13 protein-coding genes are annotated in these 13,033 nt (G+C 61.0%); 12 read left to right on the plus strand and 1 reads right to left on the minus strand.

Features of this window, described 5'->3' with window-relative positions; translation table 11 throughout:
- Positions 1–53: 53 nt before the first annotated feature.
- Complete coding sequence (gene tauA, locus RlegSU303_RS31535) at positions 54–1,067, minus strand: taurine ABC transporter substrate-binding protein (protein ID WP_231284102.1); 1,014 nt, start codon at positions 1,065–1,067, stop codon at positions 54–56.
- A 217-nt stretch (positions 1,068–1,284) separates the two neighbouring features.
- On the opposite strand from tauA, the gene RlegSU303_RS31540 reads away from it, so the two are divergent.
- The 12 genes from RlegSU303_RS31540 to RlegSU303_RS31595 all read left to right on the plus strand — a co-directional run bounded on the left by RlegSU303_RS31540 (position 1,285) and on the right by RlegSU303_RS31595 (position 13,033).
- Complete coding sequence (locus RlegSU303_RS31540; RefSeq protein ID WP_231284104.1) at positions 1,285–2,646, plus strand: FAD/NAD(P)-binding protein; 1,362 nt, start codon at positions 1,285–1,287, stop codon at positions 2,644–2,646.
- A 154-nt stretch (positions 2,647–2,800) separates the two neighbouring features.
- Positions 2,801–3,493: a GntR family transcriptional regulator gene (locus RlegSU303_RS31545; protein WP_231284106.1), complete on the plus strand. Its 693-nt coding sequence runs from the start codon at positions 2,801–2,803 to the stop codon at positions 3,491–3,493.
- Between the two features lie 389 nt (positions 3,494–3,882).
- A complete protein-coding gene (locus RlegSU303_RS31550) occupies positions 3,883–4,485 on the plus strand; it encodes an amino acid synthesis family protein (RefSeq protein WP_231284108.1) in 603 nt (200 codons plus the stop codon).
- A 15-nt stretch (positions 4,486–4,500) separates the two neighbouring features.
- On the plus strand, positions 4,501–5,346 hold the full coding sequence (locus RlegSU303_RS31555; RefSeq protein WP_231284110.1) for an alpha/beta fold hydrolase: 846 nt from the start codon (positions 4,501–4,503) through the stop codon (positions 5,344–5,346).
- On the plus strand, positions 5,343–6,278 hold the full coding sequence (locus tag RlegSU303_RS31560; RefSeq protein ID WP_131629617.1) for a flavin reductase family protein: 936 nt from the start codon (positions 5,343–5,345) through the stop codon (positions 6,276–6,278). The genes RlegSU303_RS31555 and RlegSU303_RS31560 overlap by 4 nt, the downstream gene beginning before the upstream one ends.
- Complete coding sequence (locus RlegSU303_RS31565; protein ID WP_231284112.1) at positions 6,275–7,315, plus strand: LLM class flavin-dependent oxidoreductase; 1,041 nt, start codon at positions 6,275–6,277, stop codon at positions 7,313–7,315. Before RlegSU303_RS31560 ends, RlegSU303_RS31565 begins: the two co-directional genes overlap by 4 nt.
- Before the next feature lie 4 nt (positions 7,316–7,319).
- Positions 7,320–8,783, plus strand: a complete 1,464-nt coding sequence (locus tag RlegSU303_RS31570; protein ID WP_231284113.1) for an aldehyde dehydrogenase — start codon at positions 7,320–7,322, stop codon at positions 8,781–8,783.
- 7 nt (positions 8,784–8,790) lie between these two features.
- Positions 8,791–9,114, plus strand: a complete 324-nt coding sequence (locus RlegSU303_RS31575) for an NIPSNAP family protein (protein ID WP_017958317.1) — start codon at positions 8,791–8,793, stop codon at positions 9,112–9,114.
- Between the two features lie 44 nt (positions 9,115–9,158).
- On the plus strand, positions 9,159–10,169 hold the full coding sequence (locus RlegSU303_RS31580; protein ID WP_017958318.1) for an ABC transporter substrate-binding protein: 1,011 nt from the start codon (positions 9,159–9,161) through the stop codon (positions 10,167–10,169).
- Between the two features lie 113 nt (positions 10,170–10,282).
- The gene (locus tag RlegSU303_RS31585; RefSeq protein WP_017958319.1) at positions 10,283–11,155 is read left to right on the plus strand and encodes an ABC transporter permease; all 873 of its coding nucleotides are present in this window, start codon (positions 10,283–10,285) and stop codon (positions 11,153–11,155) included.
- Position 11,156: 1 nt separating this feature from the next.
- Positions 11,157–11,957, plus strand: coding sequence for an ABC transporter permease (locus tag RlegSU303_RS31590; protein ID WP_017958320.1), 801 nt, complete (start codon positions 11,157–11,159; stop codon positions 11,955–11,957).
- A complete protein-coding gene (locus RlegSU303_RS31595; protein ID WP_011654284.1) occupies positions 11,954–13,033 on the plus strand; it encodes an ABC transporter ATP-binding protein in 1,080 nt (359 codons plus the stop codon). The genes RlegSU303_RS31590 and RlegSU303_RS31595 overlap by 4 nt, the downstream gene beginning before the upstream one ends.

The raw sequence follows: 13,033 nt of genomic DNA on the forward strand, positions 1-13,033 counted from the left end.
TGCCGCTCGCAGGTTCGACGCCGGCGCAACGACTGCGCCGGCGTCAGGGAGGATCAGTTGCTGACGCCGGTGAGGGCATCTGCGGTGACGAAGGCGCCGTAATTCGCCAGCACGTCGGAAACCTTGCCCTGTTCCTTCAGGAATGATGCCGTGTCCTTGAGGATCTTGCCGGCCCCCGCCTTTTCGCCACCGCCGAGCCAGGCATCCGATGCCTGAACCTCAGGCGTCAGCAGCGTCAGGTTCTTCAGGGCCGAAGCCTGCTGGTCAGGTGTTCCGCCGAGAAGCTTGGCAAGCGACTTGGCGTTGTCGCTGTCGGGACCCCAGGCGGATTTGTCCGATGCGAAGGACGCGTAGTATTTGTTGATGACCGAAGCGAAGCCCTTCAGAAAGTCCGGGTTGTCGGCGGCAAACGTCGAGGTCGCGACCCAGGCGGAGAATGTCGGCGCACCCTTGTCTGCCACCTCCTTGGAGGTCACCAGAACCTTGCCGTTCTTCTTCAGTTCGGTCAGCGCCGGATCCCAGACGAAGCCGCCGTCGATGTCGCCGCGATTATAGCTGGCGACAATCTCGGGCTGAGGGATGGCGAAGACCTGAACGTCCTTTTCGGTCAGGCCCAGCGATTTGATCAGCGCCAGGAGTTGATAGTGGTCCGTGGATACCGGCGCGGCCGCAAGCTTCTTGCCCTTCAGATCATTCAGGCTTTCGATGCCGGAACCGTTGCGGACGACGAGAGCCTCGTCGATGCCCGAGATGGAGGCGAGGTAAAAGGCCTTGACCTCGAGCCCGCGTGATACCGCAGCCGCAAACGGGCTGGAGCCGACATAGCCGACCTGGACGTCGCCGGAGGCAATCGCCGCAAAGATTTCGGCGCCCGAATTGAACCTGCGGAAGTCGATCTCGTATCCCGTCTCCTTGGCGAATTCGCCATTGGCGATCGCCACGGAAGACGGCAAGGCGTCGGTTTGATAGGCGACGACGACCTTCTTGTCCGCCGCTTCAGCGACGACGGCCGTTGCAAGAGTGCCGACGCCGACGGCGATTGCGGCAGCCAAATTCCTGAAATTCATCTTGAGCCCCTTTGTTCAGGGCCGCATGGCCCTTGATCTCACCCTCAAAAGCGTAATGGTTGGGAAGGGGCTAGCGGGAGAAATAACAAACTATATTTATAGACTATAGAGATAATTGTTTTCGTGATTCTGCCGCTCGTGCGATCAGCAGGGATCGGTGAACGACACGGGGCTTGAATGATGAAATGTCTCGATGACGTTCTGAGCTTCAGGGAGAATGCATTTGACATATGATGTTATCGTGGTCGGTTCCGGTTTTTCAGCGATAGCGGTTACCTGCAATCTCATCGAGCAGCTTCCCGCTTCGGCGACGGTCGCCGTCGTCGGCGACGATCCTGGCTTCGGCCGCGGGACGGCGTACCGGACGGAGCTCTATCTCCATCGCCTCAATGTTCCCGCCGGCCGCATGAGCCTGTTGCCGCATCAACCCGACGACTTTGTCGATTGGCTGAAAAGCCATGGCCGCCGGTTGCAGGCCGGCGATTTCGCCTCGCGCAGCGACTACGGTCTTTATGTCCGCGATACGCTTGCACGGCTGCTTCGAAAGCGGGACGGCCGTTGCCGGGTCGATTTCATCAAGGCCAAGGCGGCGGGATGCGTGGAACGTTACAGCAGCACGCTGGCCTTCCATCTCGGCAACGGCGACGAGATTGCCGGAAGGAACGTGGTGCTCTGCCTCGGCGTCGGGAACGCGACCCTTCCGGTCGCTCCGGACGGGGTCCCGCCATCGCTGCGATCGCGGATCATCGAGAACCCGTGGCGGCTTTCGTGGCTGAGGCGCGTCGCACCGTCCGATGCGGTGTGTATCCTCGGATCCGGCCTGACGATGATCGATCAGGTCCTCGCGCTTCGCGCCCATGGCCACAGCGGCAAGATCGATGTGCTTTCGCGGCGCGGTCTCGCCCCGCTCGGACACGCGTGGAAGCCGCCGGCGCCTCTGCCGATCGACGTTCAGACGCTTCCAGATACGATCAGCGGCATATTGAAGACCCTGCGGGGAAAGAGCAGGACGGTTGCCGACTGGCGAGCCGTGATGGACGGTCTGAGGCCTGCAACGCAGGCTCTCTGGCAACGGCTTTCGGGCGAGGAACGGGCACGGTTCCTCAGGCATGCGCTTCCCTGGTGGAACATCCATCGTCATCGGGTCGCGCCTGACGTATTCGACAGGTTTGAGAAGCTGGTCTTAGACGGAACCGTTTGCTTCCACGCGGGCTTCCTGAAATCGCTCGGCGCCGAGGAGGGCAGGCTCGCTGCCGGCTACAGGGTCAGAACGGCGCGCGAGATCGTCGAGATCCGGGCGGACTGGCTCGTCAACTGCACGGGAATGGAGCGGGCCGGGATCAGTCATTCACCGCTTTTGAAGGAAATGAGCCGGTTTGAGTTGATCGTCCCCGATCCTCTTGGCCTCGGGATCCAGGTGGATGCCGCCTCCGAGGTGATAGCCCCGTCTCGGATCTCGCCTGCCCGACTGTTTGCGGTCGGCGCCCTGACGGCGGGACAATTCTGGGAGATCACCGCCGTTCCGGATATACGGGTGCAGGCCAAGGCCGTGGTCGAGGAGATCGTTTCAAGAGGCTAGCTCCCGTCTGAAGACGCGGCGCTATAGCTCGGCACGGTGCTTGTTGAATTGCCGGTCGCCGACAGCTACAGTATCTGGTACGCCATAATACGATTCTTGCATTCGGCTGCCGCGGCGGAAGTTGAGCGTGCAAAGTCCAACACTGAGGTACAGAATGAGCGGTGCTCTGAAGGACGCAATTAGAGTTGAGCGTCCTGCAAAGACCTTGCGGGAATTGGCGCTCGACAAGGTCCGCGAAGCCATCGTCAACGGATATTTCCGTCCCGGAGATCGCCTTGTCGAGCGTGACCTCTGCGCCCAGCTTGGCGTCAGCCGAACAGTTGTGCGCGAGGTTCTGAGACATCTTGAATCGGAAGGGCTTGTCGCCAATCTGCCGAACAAGGGGCCGATCGTCGCGCAGCTCGACATCGACGAAGCCAAACAGATCTATGAGATCCGTGGCGCGCTGGAAGGCATGGCGGCGCGGCTGTGCGCGGAGCGCCGCAGCCCCGAGATCGTCGCTGCGCTGGAGGAATCTCTGGCCGGGATCCGCAACAGTTACCGCGACAACGATATGGCGGCTGTGCTGACGAACACCTCTTCCTTCTATCATACGCTGTTCACGATGGTTGAGAGGAACGTTGCCTGGGGTGTCGTCAATCTTCTCACTGTGCGGATAAACCACCTGCGCTCGATGACGATCAAGACGGAGAGACGCGGCATCGAAGGGCCGCTGCAGATGTTGAAGATCGTGGACGCTATCCGCCGCGGTGACGGCGAGGGGGCCTACCGGGCGGCGATGGATCACGTCGCCGCCGCGAGCGCGATTGCCGAAGCGGTGCTGTCCGCCAAGAAGCCTACCGAATAGGCACGAGCAAGGCCCCTGCCGCTTCCCCGCCGCCCTGGCAATGCGCTCACTTCGGCTGTCGATATCACTCCATTCGCGATGATGTTCCGCGCAATTCAGCGGGAATCCATACTCCGCGCTTGACAGTTAACTTTGTCCGATGTGATGGTATGCCATATTAAATAATATAGGGCGGCATCATGAACTGGGACGACCGTGACTTCTGGGCTCGGCCTGTCTCCGCGGGGCGTCATGTCGTTTGTCAGCTGACAACGCGCTGAAGGGTAGAAAGCGCCTGGTGGGTCGAGAGTGCGCGCGCGCCAAACTGAAAATCTCCGCCTCCGCCTGACCAACTTGACACCCATATATTATGGTATACCATAATACGATATTGAGAAATGAGGTGTTCGATGGCCATTCAAATTCGCAAGACGGGACTGCAGATCGAAACGACGCTGATCGAAGGCGGCAAGGCTGCGGCGGTGCCGCTGAAGCTGTTTACCGCCTTCGCGGTCGTGAAGAACCCCTGGGCGGGTCGCGGCTTTGTCGACGACCTCAAGCCCGAAATTCACGCAGGCGCTCCGGTGCTCGGCGAGTTGCTGACCAAGATGATCATTGATGCGGTCGGGTCCGGCGAGGCTGTCGAAGGATATGGAAAGTCCGCTGTCGTCGGCCTGGACGGGGAAATCGAACACGGGTCCGCGCTCATCCATACGCTGCGCTTCGGCAATTTTTATCGTCAGGCCGTCGGCGCCAAGTCCTATCTCGCCTTCTGCAACACACGCGGTCCGGCCAATGCGCCGATCATGATCCCGCTGATGGACAAGAACGATGAAGGCCGCCGTTCGCACTACCTGACCATCCAAACGTCGATCCCCGACGCGCCTGCTGCCGACGAGATCGTCGTGGCTCTCGGTGCTTCGATAGGCGGGCGCCCGCATCACCGCATCGGCGACCGCTACCAGGATCTGAAAGATCTGGGGCAGGAAGTTGCCAATCCTGCGGGCGTTTGAGGGAGCGGCTCTGAGATGCTGACAGCCGGATCGACCACAAGCACCGCTGCAGCAACCAAGGCCGCCGGTGCCTTGCCCCGAAAGACGACGGCAAGCGGAACGGCCTATCACGAGGCCGGCAGCGGTGAGCCGCTGGTTCTCATTCATGGCGTCGGCATGCGGCTCGAGGCCTGGGCTCCCCAGATCGCATTCCTGTCTGCAGGCCATCGCGTCATCGCTGTCGATATGCCGGGACATGGCGAGAGCGCAAAGCTGCCGGCGGGCAGTCGGCTCGAGGAGTTCGTCGCCTGGTTCGGACGCTTTCTCGACGAGATGGCAATCGACACGGCAAATGTTGCCGGGCACTCGATGGGCGCACTGGTTTCAGGAGGGGTGGCCGCGACCTTTGGCGCGCGTATCAGCCGTGTGGCTTACCTCAATGGCGTCTACAGGCGTGACCCCGAGGCAAAGGCCGCCGTCCTTGCGCGCGCCGCGGCCATTCCGGTATCGGGCGTCGACAAAGAAGGTCCGCTGGCCCGCTGGTTCGGCGAGGATGCGGACAGCGTGACTGCACGTGAATTGACGCGGAAATGGCTGAACCTCGTCGATCCCCAGGGATATGCCGTCGCCTACGCCGCCTTTGCGGGAGGAGACGAGACCTATGCTGACGGCTGGAAAGACGTAGCCGGTCCGGCCCTGTTTCTGACGGGGTCCGATGATCCGAACTCGACGCCCTTGATGGCAACGCAAATGGCAGAGCTTGCGCCGCGGGGCTACGCTCGCATCGTCGAAGGTCATCGACATATGGTGAACCTGACCGCACCTGATATCGTCAATTCGCTGCTCGCTGAGTGGCTATCGTTCGGGGAGGATGAACGATGACAATCCAGACTGTCGACCCAAGAGCACTGCGAGATGCATTCGGGGCTTTTCCGACCGGGGTGACTGTCGTCACCGCCTGCGACGGGGAAGGACATCCGATCGGCTTCACAGCGAACTCCTTCACCTCGGTCTCGCTCAATCCGCCTTTGCTCCTCGTCTGCCTTGCCAAGACGTCGCGCAATTTCGCCATCATGACCGGAGCGCAGCATTTTGCGATCAACGTGCTTTCGGAAACGCAGAAAGACGTGTCGAACACCTTTGCGCGACCGGTCGAGGATAGATTTGCGGCGGTCGAGTGGGCGAAGGGATCGGCAGGCTGCCCGATATTCTCAAGCGTGGCGGCCTGGTTCGAATGTGCCATGGAAGAGGTCATCGAGGCTGGCGACCACGTCATCTTGATGGGGCGCATCGAAGCTTTCGACAATAGCGGCCGTAACGGTCTCGGCTATGCGCGTGGCGGTTACTTCACGCCGACGCTGGCAAGCAAGGCGGTGTCCGCGGCAAGCGAAGGCAATATGGAACTTGCGGCCGTTGTCGAGCGCCGCGGGGAGGTTCTACTGCTCGGCGAGGATGTGCTTTCCCTGCCAAGTGTCGACGCCCATGACGGCAGCCCGACCGAGGCACTGCAAAAATACCTGGAGACATCGACCGGGCTGAAGGTCAGCATCGGCTTTCTCTATTCGGTTTATGAGGGCAAGAGCGACGGCAAGCAGCACATCGTCTATCACGCCGTTGCCGGAGATGGCGAGCCTGCCGTCGGCAGGTTCCTGAAGCCTGACGCACTGGTTGCGGCAAAGTTCAAGACCAGCTCGACAGCCGATATCGTCAGCCGTTTTGCGATGGAAAGCTCGATCGGCAATTTCGGCGTCTATTTCGGCGACGAGACCGGCGGCACTGTTCACCCAATTCCAGCCAAGGACGCAAAAGCATGAAGTTTTCCCTCTTCGTCCATATGGAACGGCTCGACACCAGCCAAAGCCATAAGAGCCTCTACGAGGAATTCGTCGCGCTCTGCGAGATCGCCGACAAGGGCGGCATGCACGCGATCTGGACGGGCGAGCATCATGGCATGGATTTCACCATCGCGCCCAACCCGTTCGTGACCATTGCCGATCTGGCGCGCCGCACATCGCGGGCACGGCTTGGGACGGGAACGGTGATCGCCCCCTTCTGGCATCCGATCAAACTCGCCGGCGAGGCCGCCATGGCCGATATCATCTGCGACGGAAGGCTGGATATCGGTATCGCGCGCGGGGCCTATTCCTTCGAATATGAACGTCTGCTGCCCGGTCTCGATGCCTGGGGTGCCGGCCAGCGCATGCGCGAGCTCATCCCGGCGGTCAAAGGCATATGGGCCGGCGATTACGCCCATGACGGGGAATTCTTCAAGTTTCCGTCGACCACGTCGGCGCCGAAACCGCTGCAGCAGCCGAACCCGCCCATATGGGTGGCGGCGCGCGATCCGAACTCGCACGAATTTGCCGTGGCCAACGGCTGCAACGTTCAGGTCACGCCGCTCTGGCAGGGCGACGACGAGGTTCAGTCGTTGATGGAGCGCTTCAACGACGCCTGCGCCAAGAATCCCGAGATCGAGCGGCCCAAGATCATGTTGCTGCGCCATACCTATGTCGGCTCGTCGGAGGACGATGTCGCCCAGGCCGCCCATGAACTGAGCACCTACTACAATTATTTCTTCGCCTGGTTCAAGAATGAGAAGCCGGTTACCCAGGGTCTGATCGAACGGATCCCGGACGAACAGATCAGAGCGAACGCGATGCTGTCGGACCAGGTCATGCGCACCAACAATGTCGTTGGCGACGCTGAGACCGTCATCGCCCGGCTCAAGGCGTATGAAGCGCTCGGTTATGACGAATATTCCTTCTGGATCGACACCGGCATGAGCTTCGAGCGCAAGAAGGCGTCGCTCGAGCGCTTCATCACCGAGGTCATGCCAGCATTTCAGGAGTAAGACCATGCGGCGTTTCCAGCACTATATCGACGGCGAATTTTCAGATGGCGAGGCCAGCTATCCGAGCATCGATCCCGCCTCCGGCGCGATCTGGGCTGAGATGCCCGAAGCGCGCGAGGGCGATGTCGATCGGGCTGTCAACGCGGCCGACAGGGCGCTTTACGACGGCCCATGGCCGAAACTGACGGCCACCCAACGCGGCAAGCTGCTTTACAAGCTGGCCGATCTGGTTGCCGCCAACGCGCAGGTCCTCGCTGAACTGGAGACGCGCGACACCGGCAAGATCATCCGCGAAACATCGGCGCAGATCGCTTATGTCGCCGAATACTATCGCTACTATGCCGGCATCGCCGACAAGATTGAAGGCGCCTACCTGCCGATCGACAAGCCCGACATGGATGTCTGGCTTCGCCGCGAGCCGATCGGCGTCGTTGCGATGGTCGTGCCATGGAACAGCCAGCTCTTCCTGTCGGCAGTGAAGATCGGCCCGGCGCTCGCGGCCGGCTGCACGATGGTGGTCAAGGCCTCGGAAGACGGGCCGGCGCCGCTTCTCGAATTTGCACGGCTCGTGCACGAGGCAGGTTTTCCTGCCGGCGTCGTCAACATCATCACCGGTTTCGGCGCCTCCTGCGGCGCCGCCCTCGGCCGGCACCCGAAGGTCGCCCACGTCGCCTTTACCGGCGGCCCTGAAACCGCCCGGCACGTCGTTCGCAACTCGGCCGAAAACCTCGCCTCCACCTCGCTTGAACTTGGCGGCAAGTCGCCATTCATCGTCTTTGCCGACGCAGATCTAGAAAGTGCGGCCAATGCCCAGGTCGCAGGCATCTTCGCCGCGACAGGGCAGAGCTGCGTTGCCGGATCGCGCCTCATCGTCGAGCGCAGCGTCAAGGATAAATTCGTCGACCTGCTACGGGTTAAGGCGGAGGCGATCCGGATCGGTGCGCCGCTCGATATGGCGACCGAAGTCGGCCCGCTTGCCACCAAGCGCCAGCAGGACAATATCGGCGCCCTCGTCGCCAAGTCGATCGAAAGCGGCGCCCGCCTCGTCACGGGAGGGCGCAAGATCGACGGCGACGGCTATTATTTCCCGCCGACGATTCTCGACTGCGACGGTGTCGCCTCGCCGTCGCTGATCGAGGAATTCTTCGGGCCGGTCTTGTCCGTCGTTTCATTCGAGACGGAGGCCGAGGCGCTGCGGCTTGCCAATGATACCCGTTATGGCCTGGCTTCCGGCGTCTTCACCCAGAACCTGGCCCGAGCACACCGGCTGATGAAGGGGCTGCGTGCCGGGATCGTCTGGGTCAACACCTACCGCGTGGTATCACCGATCGCGCCGTTCGGCGGTTTCGGCCTGTCGGGCCATGGCAGGGAAGGCGGCATGGCCGCGGCGCTCGACTACACCCGTACCAAGACGATCTGGCTCAGGACATCGGACGATCCGATCCCCGATCCTTTTGTGATGAGGTAGCGCGCCGATGTTTTACGAAATCCGCACCTATCGGCTGAAGAACGGCACGATCCCGCAATATCTCAAGGTCGTCGAGGAAGAGGGGATCGAGATCCAGAAGAGCCATCTCGGTACGCTCATCGGTTACTTCTTTTCGGAGATAGGGACGATCAACGAGGTCGTTCACATCTGGGCCTTTGTGAGCCTGGACGACCGGGAGGCGAGGCGCCAGAGGCTTTTGGCCGATCCCCGGTGGCAGGCCTTTCTGCCCAAGATCCGCGATCTGATCGAGGTGGCGGAAAACAAGATTATGAAGCCAGCTAACTTTTCTCCCAGGAGCGAGGCGCACTGACGGCATAAGGCATACAGGACAAACCAGAACAAGGATAAGGGAACATGAAAACAACATTTGCTTTCGCGGCGGTTGCCGCATTCGTGGCTGTGTCCGTACCGGCGCACGCCGACAACATGGTCTTCTCGAGCTGGGGAGGAACGACCCAGGACGCGCAGAAGGCTGCATGGGCCAGCCCGTTCACGGAGAAGACCGGTATCACCGTCGTACAGGACGGACCGACGGACTACGGCAAGCTCAAGGCGATGGTCGAGGCTGGCCAGGTCACCTGGGACGTTGTCGACGTCGAAGGCGACTATGCCGCCCAGGCCGGCAAGAATGGCCAGCTTGAGAAACTCGATTTCTCCGTCATCGATAAATCCAAGCTCGATCCGCGCTTCGTGACCGACTATTCGGTCGGCAGCTTCTACTATTCCTTCGTGATCGGCTGCAATGCCGATGCCGTCAGCGCCTGCCCGAAGACATGGGCTGACCTGTTCGACACGGCAAAGTTTCCAGGAAAACGCACATTCTACAAGTGGTCGGCTCCCGGCGTGATCGAAGCGGCGCTGCTTGCCGACGGCGTGGCTGCCGACAAGCTCTATCCGCTTGATCTCGACCGCGCCTTCAAGAAGCTCGATACGATCAAATCGGATATCGTCTGGTGGTCGGGCGGCGCACAGTCGCAGCAGCTTCTGGCATCCGCCGAGGCTCCCTTCGGCAGTGTCTGGAATGGCCGCATGACCGCGCTTGCGGCGAGCGGCATCAAGACCGAGACCTCATGGGAACAGAACATCACCGCTGCGGATTCGCTCGTCGTGCCGAAGGGCTCGCCGAACGTGGAAGCCGCGATGAAGTTCATTGCAATGGCGACCTCGGCCGAACCGCAGGCCGCCCTTGCAAAAGCCACCGGATATGCGCCAATCAACGTTGACTCAGCCAAGCTGATGGATCCGGAGACGGCCAAGACCCTGCCGGACCAGCAGACGGCCAACCAGGTGAATGCCGACATGAATTACTGGGCGGACAATCGCGATGCCATCGGCGAGAAGTGGTACGCCTGGCAGGCGAAATAACCTGAAACTTGAGATGAATGGGCACGGCGAATGTTCGCCGTGCCTCCCGCAGCGCCAGTGCCCGTTTGTCGGACCTCGGCGCCTGCGGAAATTGACGGGTGGGAAGGACTGTCATGTCGACATATAGCGATGCCTCCGCTGCAATTGTGCCCCTGCCAAAGGTACGCAAAGCAACAGGTTTCGGCGGGGTCCTTCCGGCTCTCGCCTTCGTGGCGATCTTCTTCATCGCGCCGGTGGCGGTGCTCTTGTTGCGAAGCGTGCTGGAACCGGTGCCGGGCTTTGGAAACTATGCGCAGCTGATCGGGTCCGCGACCTATCTCAAGATTTTCGCCAACACCTTCATCGTCTCGGGTCTGGTTACGGCGATCTCGCTGCTGATCGGATTTCCCGTTGCCTGGGCACTGGCAATCATGCCCGGACGCCTGACCTCGGTGATCTTTGCAATCCTGCTCCTGTCGATGTGGACCAACCTGCTTGCCCGCACCTATGCCTGGATGGTGCTGCTGCAGCGGACGGGGCTCATCAACAAGATGCTGATTGGAATGGGGCTGATCGACAAACCTTTGGCGCTAGTCAACAACCTGACCGGGGTCACGATCGGCATGACCTATATCATGCTGCCCTTCATCATCCTGCCTCTCTACGGCGTGATCAAGAAGATCGACCCGTCGACCCTGCAGGCGGCAGCACTTTGCGGCGCCAACCGGTGGCAGTGCCTGACCCGTGTCCTGCTGCCCTTGGCCATGCCGGGTATGGCGGCCGGTGCCCTCATGGTCTTCGTCATGTCGCTTGGTTATTTCGTCACGCCATCGCTTCTCGGCGGCACCGCAAACATGATGCTCGCGGAGCTGATTGCGCAATTCGTGCAGTCGCTGGTCAACTGGGGAATGGGAGGTGCCGCGGCGCTGGTTCTCCTCGTGGTGACCCTGTCGCTTTATGCCGTGCAGCTGCGTTTCGTCGGCAACCAGAACCCGGGAGGGCGTTGACATGTTGCTCAATTTCGACCGTCTCGGCTGGTGGAAATACATCCTGCTGACGATCACGCTTCTGACCGCCGCCTTTCTGCTGCTGCCGATCGTCTTTATCGCCGCGCTCTCCTTCGGCTCCTCGCAATGGCTGATCTTTCCACCGCCCGGCTGGACGTTTCAGTGGTACAGCGAGCTCTTTGCCGATCCGCGCTGGCTGGAATCGGCCTGGACGAGCTTCAAGATCGCGGTCATCGTGACGATCCTGTCGGTGCTGCTCGGGCTTGTGACGTCTTTCGGGCTGGTGCGCGGTTCGTTCCTGTTCCGCGATGCGCTGAAAGCGCTGTTCCTGACGCCGATGATCCTTCCCGTCGTGGTTCTTGCGGTTGCCCTTTATGCCTTTTTCCTGAGAATCGGCCTGGGCGGCACGTTGGCGGGTTTCGTCATTTCGCACCTCGTTCTCGCGCTGCCCTTCTCGATCCTGTCCATATCAAGCGCGCTGGAAGGCTTCGACAAATCGATCGAGGATGCGGCGGTTCTGTGCGGCGCCTCGCCTCTGGAAGCAAAGATCAGGGTCACCCTGCCTGCGATCAGCCATGGGCTGTTTTCGGCTGCCGTCTTCTCGTTCCTGACATCCTGGGACGAGGTGGTGGTGGCGATCTTCATGTCCAGCCCGACCCTGCAGACGCTGCCCGTCAAGGTATGGGCGACGCTCCGGCAAGACCTGACGCCCGTTGTCGCCGCGGCGTCGACCCTTCTCATCCTTTTGACGATCCTCTTGATGGCGCTGGTTGCCGTCGTGCGTAAGGTACTGAAACAATGAAAGAACCATTCCTTCAGATCCGCGGAATACGCAAGGAATACGGCCCTGTCGTCGCCGTCCACGACGTCAATCTCGACGTTCGGCGCGGGGAGTTCCTGACCTTTCTCGGACCGTCCGGATCCGGGAAAAGCACGACCCTCTACATCCTGGCCGGTTTTGAAACTCCGACGAAAGGCGACATCACGCTGGAGGGCAAGACCCTGCTCGCCACGCCGTCGCACAAGCGCAACATCGGCATGGTGTTCCAGCGCTACACCCTGTTTCCGCACCTGACGGTGGGCGAAAACATCGCCTTCCCGCTGAAGGTCAGGCGCAAGTCCAAGGCTGAGGTCGACAGCAAGGTGAAGGAGATGCTGCGCCTCGTGAGGCTCGAAGGCTTCGAGGATCGCAAGCCCGCACAAATGTCCGGCGGCCAGCAGCAGCGTGTCGCCCTTGCCAGAGCCCTTGCCTATGATCCTCCGGTGCTTCTGATGGACGAGCCGCTGTCGGCGCTCGACAAGAAGCTACGCGAGGAAATCCAGCATGAGATACGCCGGATCCATCAGCAGACCGAGGTGACGATTCTCTATGTCACGCACGACCAGGAGGAGGCTCTGCGGCTCTCCGACCGCATCGCCGTCTTTTCCAAGGGTGTCATCGATCAGATCGGGACAGGCCCGGAACTCTACGCCAATCCGCGGACCCGCTTCGTTGCCGAATTCATCGGCGACAGCGACTTCATTTCATGCGACCTGCTGTCATCCTCCGATGGGCAGGCCACCATTTCGCTTGGCGGCGGGAGCGTCTTCAATCATATTCCGGTGCATGGAAAAGGAACCTCCGGGACGAGGGCAGCCCTGATGCTGAGGCCTGAGCGCATTCGCTTGTCGCGAAACCAGGCGGCGGGAGCGGGTCTTGCCGCAACGGTCAGCGACATTACCTTCCTCGGTAACAATATTCACGTCTCGACCGAGACGGCGACAGGCGAGGCACTGGCGGTTCGCCTGCCGTTCGGTCACGAGGCGATCGCGGGGCTCAGCCGTGGCGATATAGTCCATCTGAATTTCGATCCCGGTGCCGCTCACGTATTCTGTTGA

The organism is Rhizobium sp. SU303, assembly GCF_021052345.1.
Classification (GTDB): Bacteria; Pseudomonadota; Alphaproteobacteria; order Rhizobiales; family Rhizobiaceae; genus Rhizobium; species Rhizobium laguerreae.